The 17,370-nt window shown below is 63.9% G+C and carries 19 protein-coding genes; 15 read left to right on the forward strand and 4 right to left on the reverse strand.

Going from position 1 to position 17,370, the window contains the following annotated elements:
• Positions 1 to 42: 42 nt before the first annotated feature.
• A complete protein-coding gene (locus tag FJ970_RS01035) occupies positions 43 to 933 on the reverse strand; it encodes a DMT family transporter (RefSeq protein ID WP_140760718.1) in 891 nt (296 codons plus the stop codon).
• Positions 934 to 957: 24 nt separating this feature from the next.
• Between FJ970_RS01035 and FJ970_RS01040 the strand changes: the two genes are divergently transcribed.
• The 15 genes from FJ970_RS01040 to FJ970_RS01110 all read left to right on the forward strand — a co-directional run bounded on the left by FJ970_RS01040 (position 958) and on the right by FJ970_RS01110 (position 15,062).
• Positions 958 to 1,647 carry a PIG-L deacetylase family protein gene (locus FJ970_RS01040; protein ID WP_140760715.1) on the forward strand — a complete coding sequence of 230 codons (690 nt, stop codon included), beginning with the start codon at positions 958 to 960 and terminating at the stop codon, positions 1,645 to 1,647.
• Positions 1,648 to 1,900: 253 nt separating this feature from the next.
• Positions 1,901 to 3,232 (forward strand): ABC transporter substrate-binding protein, encoded by a 1,332-nt coding sequence (locus FJ970_RS01045; protein ID WP_140760712.1) that lies wholly within the window; start codon positions 1,901 to 1,903, stop codon positions 3,230 to 3,232.
• Between the two features lie 126 nt (positions 3,233 to 3,358).
• Positions 3,359 to 4,306, forward strand: a complete 948-nt coding sequence (locus tag FJ970_RS01050) for a carbohydrate ABC transporter permease (protein WP_140760709.1) — start codon at positions 3,359 to 3,361, stop codon at positions 4,304 to 4,306.
• Complete coding sequence (locus FJ970_RS01055) at positions 4,303 to 5,253, forward strand: carbohydrate ABC transporter permease (protein ID WP_140709533.1); 951 nt, start codon at positions 4,303 to 4,305, stop codon at positions 5,251 to 5,253. The genes FJ970_RS01050 and FJ970_RS01055 overlap by 4 nt, the downstream gene beginning before the upstream one ends.
• 217 nt (positions 5,254 to 5,470) lie before the next feature.
• Positions 5,471 to 5,674, forward strand: a complete 204-nt coding sequence (locus FJ970_RS01060) for a hypothetical protein (RefSeq protein WP_140760707.1) — start codon at positions 5,471 to 5,473, stop codon at positions 5,672 to 5,674.
• A gap of 2 nt (positions 5,675 to 5,676) precedes the next feature.
• On the forward strand, positions 5,677 to 6,789 hold the full coding sequence (locus tag FJ970_RS01065) for an ABC transporter ATP-binding protein (protein ID WP_140760704.1): 1,113 nt from the start codon (positions 5,677 to 5,679) through the stop codon (positions 6,787 to 6,789).
• Positions 6,782 to 7,795: an ABC transporter ATP-binding protein gene (locus FJ970_RS01070; protein ID WP_140760701.1), complete on the forward strand. Its 1,014-nt coding sequence runs from the start codon at positions 6,782 to 6,784 to the stop codon at positions 7,793 to 7,795. Before FJ970_RS01065 ends, FJ970_RS01070 begins: the two co-directional genes overlap by 8 nt.
• Positions 7,796 to 7,866: 71 nt before the next feature.
• Positions 7,867 to 9,510 carry a dihydroxyacetone kinase subunit DhaK gene (locus FJ970_RS01075; protein WP_140760699.1) on the forward strand — a complete coding sequence of 548 codons (1,644 nt, stop codon included), beginning with the start codon at positions 7,867 to 7,869 and terminating at the stop codon, positions 9,508 to 9,510.
• A 72-nt stretch (positions 9,511 to 9,582) separates the two neighbouring features.
• Positions 9,583 to 10,185 carry a dihydroxyacetone kinase subunit DhaL gene (dhaL, locus tag FJ970_RS01080; RefSeq protein ID WP_140760697.1) on the forward strand — a complete coding sequence of 201 codons (603 nt, stop codon included), beginning with the start codon at positions 9,583 to 9,585 and terminating at the stop codon, positions 10,183 to 10,185.
• Positions 10,182 to 10,571, forward strand: a complete 390-nt coding sequence (gene dhaM / locus FJ970_RS01085; protein WP_140760694.1) for a dihydroxyacetone kinase phosphoryl donor subunit DhaM — start codon at positions 10,182 to 10,184, stop codon at positions 10,569 to 10,571. The genes dhaL and dhaM overlap by 4 nt, the downstream gene beginning before the upstream one ends.
• A 21-nt stretch (positions 10,572 to 10,592) precedes the next feature.
• Positions 10,593 to 10,895, forward strand: coding sequence for an HPr family phosphocarrier protein (locus FJ970_RS01090; protein ID WP_140760692.1), 303 nt, complete (start codon positions 10,593 to 10,595; stop codon positions 10,893 to 10,895).
• Positions 10,896 to 10,936: 41 nt separating this feature from the next.
• Positions 10,937 to 12,511, forward strand: coding sequence for a phosphoenolpyruvate--protein phosphotransferase (gene ptsP / locus FJ970_RS01095; RefSeq protein ID WP_181178693.1), 1,575 nt, complete (start codon positions 10,937 to 10,939; stop codon positions 12,509 to 12,511).
• A gap of 9 nt (positions 12,512 to 12,520) precedes the next feature.
• Complete coding sequence (locus tag FJ970_RS01100) at positions 12,521 to 12,943, forward strand: hypothetical protein (protein ID WP_140760686.1); 423 nt, start codon at positions 12,521 to 12,523, stop codon at positions 12,941 to 12,943.
• 39 nt (positions 12,944 to 12,982) lie between these two features.
• Positions 12,983 to 13,969, forward strand: coding sequence for a dihydroxyacetone kinase subunit DhaK (gene dhaK / locus FJ970_RS01105; protein ID WP_140760684.1), 987 nt, complete (start codon positions 12,983 to 12,985; stop codon positions 13,967 to 13,969).
• A gap of 70 nt (positions 13,970 to 14,039) precedes the next feature.
• Complete coding sequence (locus FJ970_RS01110) at positions 14,040 to 15,062, forward strand: nucleotidyltransferase family protein (RefSeq protein ID WP_181178692.1); 1,023 nt, start codon at positions 14,040 to 14,042, stop codon at positions 15,060 to 15,062.
• Between the two features lie 8 nt (positions 15,063 to 15,070).
• Here the strand turns inward: FJ970_RS01110 and FJ970_RS01115 are convergent, their stop codons facing one another.
• From FJ970_RS01115 to FJ970_RS01125, 3 genes are read right to left on the reverse strand one after another with little or no spacing between them, the layout of a single operon-like run.
• Entirely contained in the window at positions 15,071 to 16,054 is a 984-nt protein-coding gene (locus FJ970_RS01115; RefSeq protein ID WP_140760679.1) for a serine kinase, read from the reverse strand.
• Positions 16,051 to 16,485, reverse strand: a complete 435-nt coding sequence (locus FJ970_RS01120; protein WP_140760677.1) for a lasso peptide biosynthesis B2 protein — start codon at positions 16,483 to 16,485, stop codon at positions 16,051 to 16,053. The genes FJ970_RS01115 and FJ970_RS01120 overlap by 4 nt, the downstream gene beginning before the upstream one ends.
• 11 nt (positions 16,486 to 16,496) lie before the next feature.
• The gene (locus FJ970_RS01125) at positions 16,497 to 16,787 is read right to left on the reverse strand and encodes a PqqD family protein (RefSeq protein WP_140760675.1); all 291 of its coding nucleotides are present in this window, start codon (positions 16,785 to 16,787) and stop codon (positions 16,497 to 16,499) included.
• Positions 16,788 to 17,370 lie beyond the last annotated feature (583 nt).

The raw sequence follows: 17,370 nt of genomic DNA on the forward strand, positions 1-17,370 counted from the left end.
CAGCCGTCACGGGGCCCGTGCAACTTGTCGGACTGCAGCGACTCAGAGCCGGGCTCGCGAAAACGGATTCCAGCGCACCGTACCCAGCCGCGCTTCCTCGCGCACCATGGTCAGCAGGCCGGATCCGCCGACGACCGCGAGGCCGACAAGCGACAGCCAGTCCGGGTATTCCTGGAAGAACAGCGCGCCGAGGATGACCGCCCAGACAATCTGCGAATAATGCGTCGGCGCGATCCGGTTGGCGGGCGCGTATTTGACGGCCAGCAACTGCAGCAATTGTCCACAGGCGGTGAAGGCGCCCGCCATCGCCAGCCATGCCAGTTGTTTTCCATCCGGAACGGTGAAGGAGGTCGCGGCGGCGCCGATGCCGTTGAACAGCAGTCCGTACCCGATCAACACGCCGAGTATGGTGGTGCGTTTTTCCTGCTGCGCCAGCGAACGCATCAGGATGACGTTGGTGGCCGCGAGGAAGGCGATGGTGAAAGCGGCAAGGTGGCCGAGGTGCAGTTCGCGAAAGCCCGGCCTGACAACCAGCATGACACCGGCAAAGCCGGCGACCACCGCCAGCCAGCGCCAGGGGCCGACCTTTTCCTTGAGGATCACGGTGGAGAGAATGGTGACGCAGAGCGGCGCCAGAAAGATAAGCGCATAGGCCTCGGCCAGCGGAATGGTGGTGAAAGCATAGACGCTGAGCACGCCCGACGCGATGCCGGCCCAAGCCCGCGCCTGCACCGCCCAGGGACGTTTGGTGCGCCAGAAATCACGCCAGCGCTCGTTGGCCGGCCGGCTGAAAAAGAGGAAGCAGCCGGCGAACAATGTCGAGAAGAAGCCGATCTCGAACACCGTGAATTGGCCGCCCAGGCTCTTGATAACGGCATCGCTGCCCGAATAGCTTGCATAGGCGATCAGGGCGAGCAGGATTCCGTTCGGCACGTTTTCATTTCCAGGGAGATAAAGTTGAAAATACTGGCGCTCGGTGCGCATCCGGACGACATCGAGATCTTCATGTTCGGTACGATGGCCGCCTATGCCGCGCAAGGCGCAGAACTCAGTTTTGCCGTGGCCACCGATGGTGCCAGGGGCGGCAAGAGCGATCCCGCCGTTCTGGCTCGTGTCCGCCGCGAGGAAGCGACGGCCGCGGCCGCGCTGCTCGGGGCGGCGCCGCGCTTCCTCGACTTTCCCGATGGCGGCCTGGTGGCCGACGCCGCACTGATCGACGCGCTGAAAATGCTGATCGACGAAATCGGGCCGGATCTCGTGATCACGCACGCGACCAACGACTATCACGCCGACCATCGCGCGCTGTCGGACGGCGTGCGCATCGCCGCGTCGTTCGGCGTCCCCGTGCTGCATGCCGATACGATGGGCGGCACCGGGTTCTCGCCGACGCACTATGTCGATATTTCCGCTCATGCCGACATCAAGGCCAAAGCGATCCGCATGCACCAGTCGCAGGACCCGGATCGCTTCGTCGACATCGCGCTGACGCAAAACCTTTTCCGCTCGGGCCAATGCAATGGCGCGCAAGGGTCGCTGGCCGAAGCCTTCCGCTTCGAGCCGACGTTTCCCTTCGGCGACATCCGCGCGCTGCTGCCGCCGGCGCCGCCGATCAGGACGGTGATGGTGAGCACCAAGCGGCTCGACTGAACCCCGGACCGCGTCCACACTCCGCGCTCAGCCAACCGGCGCCCGGCGCTTTTCCCAACGTTTTCAGACACCGGCGCAAGCATGTTGCGGCGCAGCAACGAATTCGCTTGCCTTGTTTAGTAGAAATTGCATTACTAAACAAATTACTAAACATTCGCGACGCGATAACGCCGCCATGTTTGGGCCTCTGAGGAGAGAGGTTAAGGGTTCTCGAGACCGCCATCCGGGCGTGTTTCACAAATGGGAGGAAGGCATGAAATCGAGTTTGAAACTGGCGTTGGGACTGACCTCGGCGATCACAGCGTCGACAGCCGCCTCGAACGCCGCGCACGCCGAAGACCTGACGCTGTGCTGGGCCGCCTGGGACCCGGCCAATGCACTTGTCGAACTGTCCAAGGATTTCACCAAGGAAACCGGCATCGGCATGAAATTCGAGTTCGTGCCGTGGACCAACTATGCCGACCGGTTCCTCAACGAACTGAACTCGCACGGCAAGCTCTGCGACCTGATCATCGGCGATAGCCAGTGGATCGGCGGCGCGGCGGAGAACGGCCACTACGTCAAGCTGAACGACTTCTTCGACAAGGAGAAGATCAGCATGGACGACTTCGTGCCGGCGACGGTCGTCGGCTATTCGGAATGGCCGAAGAACACGCCCAACTACTGGGCGCTGCCGGCCATGGGCGACGTCGTCGGCTGGACCTACCGCAAGGACTGGTTCTCCAAGCCCGAGCTGCAGAAGGAATTCAAGGAGAAGTATGGCTGGGATCTCGGCCCGCCGGCCACCTTCGACCAGTTGAAGCAGATCGCCGAATTCTTCCAGAAGCGGCAGATCGACGGCAAGACCGTCTACGGCGCCTCGATCTACACCGAGCGTGGTTCCGAAGGCATCACCATGGGCGCCATGGACGTGCTCTACAGCTACGGCTTCCAGTACGAGAATCCGAAGAAGCCCTACGAGATGGAAGGTTTCGTCAACTCCGAGAAATCGGCGAAGGGGCTGGAATTCTACAAGGCTCTCTATGATTGCTGCACCCCACCCGGCGCCTCCAACAGCTACATGGGTGAAGGCGTCGATGCCTTCAAATCCGGCCAGGTGGCGATGCACATGAACTTCGCCTTCACATGGCCTGGCCTGCAGAAGGACGAGAATGTCGGCGGCGACAAGATCGGCTATTTCGTCAACCCGAAGGGTCCCGACGGCGACCAGTTCGCCCAGCTCGGCGGCCAGGGCATTTCGGTGGTGTCCTATTCCGACAAGCAGGAATCGGCGCTGAAATACATCAAGTGGTTCGCCAACAAGGACGTGCAGGCCAAGTGGTGGTCGCTCGGCGGCTATTCCTGCCTGAACGCGGTGGTGAAGGATCCGAAGTTCCCGTCCAGCCAGCCCTATGCGCAGGCCTTCCTCGACTCCATGGCCATCGTGAAGGACTTCTGGGCCGAACCCAGCTACGCACCGCTGCTGCAGGCCTCGCAGAAGCGCTTCCATGACTATGTCGTCGCCGGCCAGGGCTCGGCCAAGGACGCGCTCGACGGGCTGGTCAAGGACTGGACGCAGGTCTTCCAGGACGACGGCAAGATGTAGCCGCGAGGCAATATCCAAGGCTCCTCCCGAGCCGTGACCGCCGCGTCCCGTGCCGCCCTTGGCACGGGACGCAGTTCAGATAAGTTCCATCATCGAGTCTGACCCGTGACCGAAGCAGGACTAACCATGCTCAATCGGACTGCGGACAACGTTGCCCGGGCGACCCCGGAACCGTTGGCGCGCAAGGTCCGTGGCATCAGCGACAAGGGCCTCGCCTGGCTGTTCATCTCGCCGACGATCCTGTTGCTGCTCGCCATCAACATCTTCCCGCTGTTCTGGGCGATCTATCTGTCGTTCACCAATTTCCGCGCCAACCGCCCCAACGAAGTGGTGAAGAACCTCGGTTTCGCCAATTACCGGCGCATCCTCGGCGACCAGGACATCTGGATCGCCATGCAGACGACGGCGCATTTCGTGTTCTGGACCATCCTCTTGCAGACGCTGATCGGCTTCACGCTGGCCTGGCTGATCGACAGGAAGTTCCGCGGCCACGCCTTCTGGACGACGCTGATCCTGGTGCCGATGATGCTGTCGCCGGCGGTGGTCGGCAATTTCTGGCGCTTCCTCTACGAGCCGCAGATCGGGCTGTTCTCCTATGTCATCTCGTTCGTGTCGGGCATTCCGCCGACAAGCATCCAGATGCTTTCCAACGTCTCGCTGGCGCCGTGGTCGATCATCATCGTCGACACCTGGATGTGGACGCCCTACGTGATGCTGATCTGCCTGGCGGGCCTGCGTTCCATCCCCGAATACATCTATGAGGCGGCCGAGGTCGACCGTGCCTCCAACTGGCGGCAGTTCTGGTCGATCACGCTGCCGATGGCGCTACCCTTCATCATGCTGGCGGTGCTGTTTCGCGGCATCGAGAACTTCAAGATGTTCGACATGGTCAATCTGCTGACCGGCGGCGGACCGGGCTCCACCACCGAGGTGGCCTCGATCACGCTGAAGCGGCAAGCCTTCGAAAGCTGGCGCACCGGCTATTCCTCGGCCTTCGCCATCATCCTGTTCGTCGCGGTGTTCGGTCTGGCCAACATCTACGTCAAGGCGCTCAACAAGGTGAAGCAGAGATGAGCCTGACCACAGCCCATTCGGTCGTCGCCCCCTCGGCTGGTTCGAAGCGCATCGCCGGCGCGATCATCATCGCCTATGCGCTGATCTCGATCGTGCCGCTCTTGTGGATCTTCGCCACCAGCTTCAAGACGCCGCCGGATTCGATCGCCTACCCGCCCAAGATCGTGTTCCAGCCGAGCATCGAGGGCTACTGCAACCTGTTCACGACGCGGACCAGGCAGACGCCGGAATACATCAACTCGCTCGGACCGGCGACCGGCTTCTGCGACGAGACGGTGCGCAAGCGCAACATGGTGATCGCCGGCCCGTCCAACTTCCTGCCGCGCTTCATCAATTCGCTGATCATCGCCTTCGGCTCGACCTTCTGCGCGGTGTTTCTCGGCACGTTGTCGGCATACGGGTTTTCGCGTTTCAAGGTGCCGCTCGCCGACGACCTTCTGTTCTTCATCCTGTCGACGCGTTTCATGCCGCCGATCGCGGTCGCGATTCCCATCTACCTGATGTACCGCGAGCTTGGGCTGTCGGACACCGCGCTCGGCATGATCCTGCTTTACACGGCGGTCAACGTGTCACTCGCGGTATGGCTGCTCAAAGGCTTCATCGACGAGATCCCGCGCGAATATGAGGAAGCCGCCATGATCGACGGCTACACGCGACTGCAGGCCTTCTGGCGCACCGTGCTGCCGCAAGCGACGACCGGTATTGCCGCGACCGCCATCTTCTGCCTGATCTTCGCCTGGAACGAATATGCGTTCGCGGCACTTCTGACTTCCGGCACGGCACAAACCGCGCCGCCCTTCATCCCGACCATCATCGGCGAAGGCGGCCAGGACTGGCCGGCGGTCGCGGCCGGCACGACGATCTTCCTGGTTCCGATCCTTGTCTTCACCATCCTGCTCCGCAAGCAATTGCTGCGCGGCATCACCTTCGGCGCGGTGCGCAAATGATTGATCTGGGAATAAGTCGACCCCCACTCCGTCGAGCTTCGCTCGACACCTCTCCCCCGATCGACGGGGGAGAGGAAGGGCGCGAACTTCATTCAGCAAGGCTCCCTTCCTCTCCCTCCGGAGGGGGGAGAGGTGTCGCTGCGAAGCAGCGACGGAGTGGGGGAACCACCTGGCAGTCATCTCTCCCCTTGAACGGGGAAAGGGAAGGGAGCTACGCATGACGCGCCCCGCCATCTCTGGGAAATCATCATGGCCGCGTTGGGCCCGGCGCGGGCTGATGGAAAACATCGCAACGGCATTGATCGCCATCGGCTTCCTGATGCTGTTCCAGCCTTTCGCGCTGTCGCTCTACACCTATTCCTTCATCACCATGCTTGCCGGCACGGTGACGTTCATCATCGTCTCTAAGTTCCCGGAATAATCATGGCCGAGATCCGCGTCCAACATCTGAGAAAGGCCTTCGGCGATTTCGTCGCGGTGCAGGATTCCAATTTCGTCGTCGAGGACGGTGAGTTCTTCGTCATGCTAGGGCCATCGGGCTGCGGCAAGACCACCACCTTGCGCATGATCGCCGGGCTCGAGCTGCCAACGGGCGGCCAAATCCTGCTCGGCGGCGACGACGTCACCATGCTCAGGGCACGCGAGCGCGACATCGCTTTCGTCTTCCAGCTGTTCGCGCTCTACCCGCATATGAATGTGCGCAAGAACATCGGCTTCCCGTTGCTGGCGCAAGGCATGCCCTCGTCCGAGATCCGCACCCGCGTCGAGGAAACCGCGAAGCTTCTGCGTATCGACCATCTGCTCAACAAGTCCGTTTCCGGTCTTGCCGGCGGCGACCGCCAGCGCGTCGCGCTCGGCCGCGCCATCGTGCGGCGGCCGAAATGCTTCCTGATGGACGAACCGCTGGGGACGCTCGACACCGAATTCCGTGACCTGATGGTCCATGAATTGCGCGAGCTGCACAACCGCATCCACGCCACCACGGTCTATGTAACGCATGACCAGATGGAAGCGATGTCGATGGCCGACAAGATCGCGGTCATGAACCATGGCGTCATCGAGCAGTTCGGCACACCGCGCGAAATCTACGACCGCCCGGCTACCATGTTCGTCGCCGACTTCATCGGCTCGCCGCCGATGAATTTTCTGGGCTTTGGCGGCGGGCTTCCCAAAGGCGCGAAGGAGATCGTCGTGCAGGGTGCCAAGGTCGCGGTACCGGAGGTGCGCGAGGACATCGCGCCCGCCGACATGGCACTCGGCATCCGCCCCGAACACATCCGCTTCGACGATGCCTCCAAGCTGCGCGGCGCCATCTACGGCACCGAATATCTCGGCACGACGCAGATCGTTGCGGTGGAGACGGCGGACGGCATCATCAAGGCGCGGGTGCCGGCAGAAATCCGGCTCAACACCGGCGACCATGTCGGCCTGACGCTGAACAGCGCGCGGCTGTCGCTGTTCGAAAAAGGCTCCGGGCGCGCGGTGAGAACGGCGATCCACGACACTGCCTCGGAGCGGAGAGTGCAACATGGCTGACGTGCACATCAAGGGCGTGACCAAGAGTTTTGGCGAGCATGTCGCCGTCAACGGTCTCAATCTCCATATAGCTGACGGCGAATTCGTCGTGCTGCTCGGACCGACCGGGGCCGGCAAGACGACGACGCTGCGGCTGATCGCCGGGCTGGAGCGGCCCGATGCCGGCACGATCGAGATCGGCGGCCACGATGCCACGACCCTGTCGCCGGCCGAGCGCGACACCGCTTTCGTCTTCCAGCAATATTCGCTCTATCCGCACCTGTCGGTGTTCGACAACCTCGCCTTCCCGCTGCGCTCGCCGGCGCGGAAAATACCGGAAGACCAGATCCGCCGCCGGGTCGAGGAGGTGGCGAAGATGGTGCGCATCCATCACAAGCTCGCCAACCGGTCGACGAAATTGTCGGGCGGCGAGATGCAGCGCGTCGCCATCGGCCGCGCATTGGTGCGCAAGCCGTCCATCTATCTGATGGATGAACCGCTGTCGTCGCTCGACGCCAAGCTGCGCGCGGATCTGCGCCTGGAGCTGAAGCGCATCCAGTCCGAACTCGGTGCCACCATGCTTTACGTCACCCACGACCAGATCGAGGCCATGACCATGGCAGACCGCATCGGCATCCTCGCCGACGGCGTGCTGGTGCAGATCGGCTCACCGCGGACGATCTATTCCGAGCCGGCAAACCTGCACGTTGCGGCAAGGCTCGGCCAGCCGGCCATCAATCTTCTGCCGACGGGGTTGCTGCCTGACGGCGGCGCGCCGGCCGGCACCAAGACCATCGGCGCACGCACCGAGCACCTGGCGATCGAGAAGGCGCCAAATGGCCATGCCGACGGCGTCGTCGACTGGGTCGAGCATCTCGGCGACCAGAACCATCTGCATGTGACGGTGGGGCCGAAGAAACTCGTTACACTGACCGATCCCGACACCGATCTGGCGCAGGGCGACAGAGTGATGATCCGCTACCGCTCGCCGCTCTATTTCGGCGCCGACGGACACCGACTGATGTGAATGGTTTTCGGCATCCCCGCCAAGGTGACGCCGGCATCTGATTGACGATTGCGAAATACGGGACGAATTCGATGAAGCACTTTTTCAACCGCAGGGAAACGATCGTCACCGAGGCGCTGGAGGGATTGCTGCGCACCATTGGCTCAGGCGACCTCGCGCGCCTCGACGGCTATCCCGAGATCAAGGTCGTGCTGCGCGCCGATTGGGACAAGTCCAAGGTTGCCGTCGTCTCCGGCGGCGGCGCCGGGCACGAGCCATCGCATGCCGGCTTCGTCGGCAAGGGCATGCTGACGGCTGCCGTATCGGGCGAGATCTTTGCCTCGCCAAGCGTCGAGGCCGTGCTGGCAGCCATCCGCGCGGTCACCGGACCGGCCGGCTGCCTGCTGATCGTCAAGAATTACACCGGTGACCGGCTCAATTTCGGCCTGGCGGCCGAGAAAGCGCGCGCCGAAGGTTTTGCCGTCGAGATGGTGATCGTCGCCGACGACATCGCGCTCCCCGACATCGCCCAGCCGCGCGGTGTAGCCGGCACGTTGTTCGTGCACAAGATATCAGGACATCTGTCGGAAGCCGGCCAGGACCTGGCATCCGTTGCGACAGCCGCGCGAGCGGCGGCGAAGGACATCGTCTCGCTCGGCATGTCGCTGTCATCTTGCTCCATCCCCGGCCAGCCGCACGAGGACCGGTTCGGCGCCGATGACGGTGAGCTTGGCCTTGGCATCCACGGCGAGCCCGGCGTCGAGCGCATCGCGGTGCAGAGTGCCGACCGGCTGGTGGCTGTCATGGCGGAGCGCTTGGCGGTGCGGCTCGACCCGAAGGCCGCCCATGCCTTGCTCATCAACAACCTGGGCTCCGTGCCACCGCTTGAAATGTCTGTTGTCGCCAATGCGGTGCTTGCCTCGCCGCTCGTCAGGACTGTGAAGCTCACGATCGGCCCCGGGCCGCTGATGACGGCGCTCAACATGAACGGCTTTTCGCTGTCGCTGATCAAGCTCGACGCGGCGCGCGAAGCTGCCTTGCTGGAACCGGTCGGCCCACACGCCTGGATGCCGGCAAAGCCGGTCGTTGCGCCTGCTGTCGTATCGATGACCAAGGCAGCCGGACAAGGCGCGGCGCGCAAGGCCAGCCAGGATGCAGGCACCAGGCGCTTGATCGCCACTGTCTGCGAAAGGTTGATTTCGCTCGAAGCGACATTGAACGGGCTCGACGCCAAGGCGGGCGACGGCGACACCGGCTCGACCGTGGCGACCGGCGCGCGCAGCATCCTCGAACGGCTCGAGACGCTGCCGCTTGCCGAGCCCCCAGCGACGCTTGGCGCGGTGGGCGATATTTTGAGTTCATCCATGGGCGGTTCTAGCGGGGTGCTGCTGTCGATCTTCTTCACAGCAGCGGCGCAGGCTATGGACAGCGGTGCGAAGCTATCCAAGGCGCTGCTAGCCGGGCTTGAACGAATGATCTTCTACGGTGGCGCCAATCCAGGCGATCGCACCATGGTCGACGCGCTGGAGCCGGCATTGAAGGCGCTCGACGGCAAAGGCTTGGAGGAAGCCGCGATAGCGGCCCGGCGCGGCGCCGAGGCAACGGCCGCGATGGAGAAGGCGAAGGTCGGACGGTCCGCGTATGTCGGCGCCAAATTGCAGGGCGTGGTCGACCCCGGCGCCCATGCCGTGGCCGAGGTGTTCGCGGCCGCCGCCACGCTTCTTGTCATGGCCTGACGCATGCTCCAGTTGTCGAACGACCGTTCTTTCGCTACTGCGGGCAAGGTGGAAATCGGGAATTCGGGCGACATGAGAGCGCTGGACCTTTCGAGACTGATCACGGCTGCCGCTGACACGATTGTCGACCACGCCGAGGAATTGACGGCGCTCGATCAGGCGATCGGCGATGGCGACCACGGGCTAAACATGAAACGCGGCTTCGAAGCCCTGCGGTCCGACGCCAATGTGTTCGCCGCAAAGCCGCTGCCCGACGCCCTGAAGGCGATCGGCACAAAGCTGGTGATGACCGTGGGCGGCGCTTCCGGTCCGCTGTTCGGCACATTGTTCATCGCGCTCGGCAAGGAGATATCGGCGGACCCCGACAATGCCAATTTGACGGCTGCCTTCGGCAAGGCGATCGAAGCCGTGGCCGCGCGCGGCAAGTCACAAGTCGGGCAGAAAACCATGCTCGATGTGCTGCAGCCGGTGCGTGACGCGTTGGCCGGGGAAAAGACGGCGGCTGAAATAGCCGACATCGCCGACGCCGCCGCCAAAGCGACCGTGCCGATGAAGGCGCTGCGCGGCCGTGCCTCGTTCCTCGGCGACCGCTCCATCGGCCATATGGATGCCGGCGCGCGCTCGACCGCGCTGCTGGTGCGCACTCTGGCGCAGATCATCGGGGACAAAGCATGAGCAATGTCGGGATCGTGATCGTGTCGCATTCGCCGCTGGTCGCGGAAGGCACGGCCGACATGGTGCGCCAGATGGTGGGTGACGAAGTGCCGCTTGCGTGGTGCGGCGGAAACGGCCATGGCGGGCTCGGCACCAATGTCGAGGCGATCATGGGCGCCATCGAGAGGGCCTGGTCGGACGCTGGCGTCGCCATACTGGTCGATCTCGGCGGGGCCGAGACCAATTCGGAAATGGCGGTGGAGATGATCGGCGAGCCGCGGGCGCAGAAGATCATCGTCTGCAACGCGCCGATCGTCGAGGGCGCGGTGATGGCGGCGACCGAGGCGTCCGGCGGCGCCTCGCTGAAAGAAGTGGTGGCGACGGCGCATGAATTGTCGCCGTCGTGAGTGAACAGGAACGTTGAGCATATGTCCGCAACCGCCGAAGCGACCGTCCTGATCACCCACGATGTGGGCCTGCATGCGCGACCTTCGGTGAAGTTCACCAAGCTGGCCAAGAGCTTTGCCGCCGACGTGGAAATCGCGCTTGCCGCCAATGGCCCATGGTTCGATGCCAAGAGCATCGTCAAGGTGATGGCGGCCAAGGCGCCGAAGGGCACGGTGCTGCATATCAGGGCCAATGGTGATGGTGCCGATGATGCTATCCGCGCGCTGATCGAACTGGTACAGCGCGATTTCGACGAGGATGCCGGCCATGTCCGCTCGGCTTGAGGCCGACGCATGCCTTGGCCGGCCCGCGGGGAATGCGGGCCATGCGCATTGAGGGTGTTCCGGCCTCGGCCGGCTACGCCGAGGGGCCTTTGTTCGACCTCGGCCGGCCTGCCGGCATCTACGCGAGCAAGGCAAGCTCCGCGGAAGAGAAGATGTCACTGGAGGCCGCGATCGGCAAGGCGGTGAACCGGCTCGCGGCCATGGTCGGGACCGCCGACAGCGATGCCGCCGACATACTCGAATTCCACATCGCGATGCTCGAAGACGACGCGCTGAGCGGGCCGGCTTTCGCATCGATCGCTTCGGGAAAACCCGCCGACGCGGCTTGGCGGCAGGCACTCGATGCCGAGATCGCCGGCTACGAGGTCTCGGACCAGGATTATTTCCGCGCCCGCGCCACGGACCTGCGCGATATCAGGGACCAGGTGCTGCGCGTCCTGACCGAGGACGGTGACAGCGCGGCACCGGCGGGCGCCATCCTCTACGGCGAGGATATCGCGCCGACGCGCTTTCTCGAAACCGACTGGAGCCATGGCGGCGGCATCGCGCTGAAGGCAGGCAGCACCGCAAGTCACGTCGCCATGCTGGCGCGCTCGCGTGGCGTGCCGATGGTCGTGGGTCTGCGCGAGCCGCTCACCGCTGTTGCCGGCATCGCGCTGCTCGACGCTGAGCACGGCAATATCGTTCTGGCGCCCTCGCCCACGGAGATCGGCTCGTTCCGGCAGTCGTCCTCAGCCTTCGTGGCCCGCCAAGGCGATGCACAGACCTTTCTGGCGCGGCCGGCGGCGACGAAGCGCGGCACCGCGGTGCGCGTGCAGGTCAATATCGCCGACCCCAGGGATGTCGATGCCATCGACATCGCCACTTGCGACGGTGTCGGCCTGATGCGCACGGAATTCCTGTTCGGCAAGACGCTGCCGGATGAAGAGACGCAGTATCGCGCCTATCGCAAGGTGCTGGAATGGGCCAGCACAAAACCGGTGACGATCCGTACCGTCGATGCCGGCGGCGACAAGCCGGTGCCGGGCTTCACCGTCGAGGAAGGCAATCCGTTCCTCGGCCTGCGCGGCATCAGGCTGTCGCTGGCCAGGCTCGACATATTCCGTGTTCAAATAAGGGCATTGCTGCGCGCCGCACCACACGGCAATCTCAAAGTCATGTTTCCGATGATCGCCACACCGGAAGAGTATGAACGCGCCGCCGCCCTGTTCGCCGAGGAACGGGTAGCCCTTGCCACGCGCGGCATCGCGCACAAAATGCCGCCGCTCGGCATCATGGTCGAAGTGCCTTCGGTGGCCATCGCGCCGGAGGCGTTCGCCGGCGTCGCCTTCCTGTCGATCGGTTCCAACGATTTGACGCAATATGTGATGGCGGCCGCGCGCGACAATGCCGCTGTGGCCAAGCTGAATTCTGTTCGTCATCCCGCAGTGCTGAGGCTGATCGGCTCGGTCGCGGCCTTCGGACGGGAAAACGGGATTCCCGTCAGCCTGTGCGGGGATGCCGGCGGCGACCCCGCCGCGATCCCCTCGCTGCTGGAGGCTGGCCTGCGCGATCTCTCCGTCGCGCCGGCGCAACTCGCCATGGCCAAGGCGGCCATCGCGAACGTCCCGGTCTAGGCGGCAGGCATGATCGATATCAAACCCGAACCCGGTTCCGAAGAGGCGATCCGCGCCTACAAAACGATCCTGTCACAGGTCATCGACCAGCGCCCGTCCGGTATGCGCCAGCGCCTTGCCGACGCGCTTGGCAAGCACCGCAGTTTCGTCACGCAGATTTCGAGCCCCGCCTATTCGATCCCGATACCGTCAAAGCATCTGCCCGCCATCTTTTCCGTCTGCCATTTCAGCCAGGCCGAGCGCGACCAGTTTCTCGCCGCCTATCATCAGGCACATCCCGGGAAGATCTCGGTCGCCGCGGGCGCGCGCAAGACAAGGCACGTTTCGCTCATCGTGCCGGATTTCGGCGACGACAAGCAGAATGCGGCGCTCGACCGCGCGATCAACGAATTCATCCAGAAGGTCACCATCATCACCGGCAAGAGTGGCTGAGTGACCCTTGATGTCAGGCTATTTCGGGAGGAGACAGCCGTGAAGAAATTCATGAACTCGGTGGATACGGTGCTGACCGAGAGCCTCGACGGTTTCGTGGCCGCCCATGCCGGCATCCTGGTGCTTGGCGAGGAGCACAAATTCATCCGCCGCAAGGTGCTCAAGCCGGGCAAAGTGGCGCTGATCTCCGGCGGCGGCTCCGGCCACGAGCCTCTGCATGGCGGCTTTGTCGGCCATGGCATGCTGGACGCCGCCTGCCCCGGCCAGGTGTTCACCTCGCCGACGCCGGACCAGATGCTGGCGGCCGCGCAAGCTGTCGACACCGGCGCCGGCTGCCTGTTCATCGTCAAGAACTATGAAGGCGACGTGATGAACTTCGACATGGCGGCGGAAATGTCGGAAGGCGTGCTTCAGGTGGTGACGAATGACGACGTCGCCGTCGAGAATTCTTCCTACACGACCGGCCGGCGCGGCGTCGCCGGCACGCTGGTGGTTGAAAAGATCGTCGGTGCCGCCGCCGAGCACGGCCTGGCATTGCCGGCGTTGAAGGCGCTGGGCGACCGCGTCAACGACGCGACCCGCTCGATGGGTGTGGCGCTGACCAGTGGCACCGTGCCGGCGGCCGGCAAGCCAACCTTCGACATCGGCGACGGCGAGATGGAATTCGGCGTCGGCATCCATGGCGAGCCCGGCCGCCGCCGCGACACCTTGATGAGCGCCGATGCGATCGCGCAGGAGATCTGCGCCGCGATCCTTGGGGATCTCGGTGACAAGGCGAAGGGACCCGCGCTGCTGTTCGTCAACGGCTTCGGCGGCACCCCGCTGATGGAGCTCTATTTGATGTACAACAGCGCCCGCCGGATATTCGAGCAACATGGCGTGACGATAACCCGCTCGCTGGTCGGCACCTATGTCACCTCGCTCGACATGGCCGGCTGCTCGATCACGCTGACCCTGCTCGACGACGAATTGACGGGCTGGTGGGACGCACCTGTCCACACGGCCGCGCTGCGCTGGGGCCTATAAGGCTCGCTTCGTCCGCGCTTTTCTGCAACCATTCTGGACTATCCACTTAGCGATGGGTTTGCCCGGATTGATGCTGCCATCCCTCACCTGCGCCGAAGAAAGACTGCTGCTGCGCTTCGCCGATCCCGAGGCCTCGGCGGTCGAGGACGATTTGTCGGCGAAGGCCCTGTCGGCGCTGCTCGACAATGCCGAATTCCACGGCGTCCTGCCGATCATGCTGCGCAAGCTCTGGGAGCGCGGCGACGCGCACCTGCCGTCGGACGCTGGCTTGCAGGACAAACTCGACGACCTGCGCCAGAAGGCGACGATCGCCACCGGCCAGTCGATGCTGCTGCAGTATCATGGCGACCGCATCATGAAGGGGATGGCGGCGGAAGGCATTCCGGCGCGGATCGTCAAGGGACCGGTCTTCGCGCGAAAACTCTACCGCAACGTTTCCGACCGGCCGTTCACCGACATCGACATCCTCGTCGAGCCCGCCAACCTCGTGCGGGCAAACCAGGTGATCGCGGCATCAGGCTTCGAGCTTGGCAGCAACGAAGCCGAATCCTACCGGCTGCAGGAGTTCAAATGGCTGGAAAAGGAGAACTCCAGCCTGCTGGTCGAGTTGCATGGCGACCTTGTGCATGACACCGGCATGCGGCGGCGCCTGTCGCTGGGTTTTCGCGAGTTGGGCATCATCGACGGCGAGGCGGCGGACACGCCGGCAGCCCTTTTGACGATCGCCATCGTGCATGCGGCCGGGGGACATAAATTCCACCGGCTGCAGCTTTGCGTCGACGTGCTGCAAGGCGTGCGGGCGCTGCAGTCGCCGAAAGCCGAGGAACGCCTGCTCGACGCCGCCCGCATGACCGGCATCGAGCTTGAACTGGCGATTGTGCTCAACGTGACCGGCCAGTTGTTCGACGAACCGCATGCGCTCGAACTCGCCGGGCGGATCAAGCCTGACCTGTCGATACGGCTGGCCAAAAAGCTGATCACGGTGAACACCCTGCTCAGGGTCAATTCCCGGGAGAAGATCGGCTCGCGTCTACGTCGCGATGCGTTCCGCTGGATCCAGCGGTTGGCCAAGGCCAGGCCATACCCCGCTTGAAGTGGCCGTCAGCCTCGTGATGTCAATGTGGCGCTTATCAGCGTCGCCGCATCGGCCGGACGCGCCCCCACTTCCAAGGTGAAGGTCGGCACCGAGGCGACCAGTCTGCCGATCGTCGCCAGCCGGCGCTTCTGCAGCGGCAGCAGGCCGGTCATGCCGGTTCGGACATTGTCCATCGCCAGCGCCACCATCGCGTCGGTCCGGGCCATGGGCGCGAGCCGGGTTTGTTCATCGGCCGATCGCGCAAGGTGCAGGAGCGCGGCTACCGGACGGGCGGTCGGGCTTTCGATTTTCACGATCCCGCCCAGCTTTTCCAGCGAAACAGCCTGTTCGCCGTTGCGATCCCAGGATGGCCCCAGGCATGGCGCCACAAGCGGGATCATCCGCGCGGTCTTCTCATGGATCTTGACGTGGCGGGGCAAACCCCAGGCAACGGGCGTGGCGGACGCGACATTCAGGATCATGGCATCGTCGGAGCACAGGCCGAATCCTTGCGTCGCCAAGGCCAGCGATATGGTGGTCTTGCCGGTGCCGCTCGGGGCATGGGCCAGCACGACGGCGTCGCTGCCCGGCAGCGTCAGGCCAGCGGTGTGCAGCATATGTTGGCCGCCGGCGTCGAGTGCCGCGTCCAGCATCAGCATTGACGGCGTCCAGGCGGCCTTGCTGTCGGGCACGATGCGGAGTCGAGCCCAGCCCTTCTCGTTGATCTCGACGGTCTGACGTCCCGGCAAGACCAGATGGACGCTGGCGCCGTCCGCGATCATCCGGCAATGGCCGTCGTCCGGTATCTCGCCGTCGAAGACCAGGGATCCGGCGGGGGTCTCGTCCAGCGCTTCCGCCTCGACGATGTCGAGATGGAAATCCGCTTCGGTCGAACCTTCGACGCGCAGGCTGGCGAGCATCCTGTCGAAGTCCCGCCATAGCTCGGCGCGGTCGGCCGAAATGCCGAGGACCTGGCCGTTGAGATCATAGAAGGCGGAAGGTCTGGTCAAGCGGGGCGCACTTTCGAGGCACGGTCATGATGGCGATAGATCTCGACCATGCCGGGAAGGCTGTCGCTGACCACCGGCATGCCGTCGAGGCAGACCCAGCAATGCGCCGACAGCCGCGACGCTTGCAGCGACTTCGGATCGACGCCGAAACGCAACTCCGGATCGAAGCCGGCGAGGCGCAGGAAACGATGGCCGAGCAGTCCTTCCCGCAGGCATCTGCGATCGCGCATCAGCCAGGGACGGCGCACGGCACGGTTGACGCAGGCGACAATGTAGGGGGCTGGCAGACCGCGATAGGGCGTCGGCGAGGCGAGCGGCGCCCATTTCAGCACCTCCTCGAAACTGCGGTTGGCGATGAGGACCGGCATCAGCCGCGCGCTTGCCCAGAGATGGCAGCGGAACAAGGCGCGCAGGAGAGGACTGTCCGCCATCAAGCAGCCCTTCAGCCATCGAGCCCTGGCGCGGCGAGGATGCCTTCCGACACAAGGTCGGCGGCCAGCGCCGCCATGTCCTCGTCAAGTGTGCCCTTGTCCACCTCGAACTCCTCGCAAAGCAGGCCGACGATCTGGCCGAGGCTGCGCGCGCCATCCACCTTGTCGAGAAAAGCTTCGGTCGTGCCGTTGCAGGTATAAAGCTGGCCGCTGCGCGCCAACAGCACGACCGCGCCGTCGCCGACATGCTGAACCGAGGCATCATCCGTCAATCGCAGAATCGTTCCAGCGACTATTTCCATCACGAACCCCAAAAGCCATGCAAAACCCCGAAATGAGATAGCGCGGTGGTGGGGCGCTGTCTATCCGGCCGGCTGGGAGACAGCACCGCAGCCCGTGTTTGCGGCAGGCTCTCGCCAGGCCGCAACATCCATCCACGGCAGAAATCGTCCCAGAAATAGTCGTCAGCACGACGCGCCAGGCAGGTGCGTTGACCGGTAGGACCGTTGCTTTTCTTCCCTAAGGTAAGGTAAGAACTCCCCCGGGTCTTGGGGAGATAAGCGTATGCGTTACAATTGGGAGAGGGCTCCGACGCCTTTCGAGCGTCATCGAAAAGCTCTTGCGACAGCCATTTTGATCTTTGGCGGCATCGGCCTCATGCTGGTGGCCTTGCCGATCTAGCGCAATCAACATCTGTCCAGCGAATCCGATTCGTTAGACGGCTATCGACGGGTTGCTCAGCGAGGTTTCCTGTCACCGCGGTGACGCGACGACCGCGCCCTTCAAAGCCCCGGCTGAAGCGCTGTACCAGCACGACGATCACCGCCGGCTTGAATTGGTGGGCTTCCGGCAGGCTGTAGGAGTTCGGGCAGTTCCTCGACTCGA

Source organism: Mesorhizobium sp. B2-1-8, from assembly GCF_006442545.2.
In the GTDB taxonomy this organism is placed as follows: Bacteria; Pseudomonadota; Alphaproteobacteria; order Rhizobiales; family Rhizobiaceae; genus Mesorhizobium.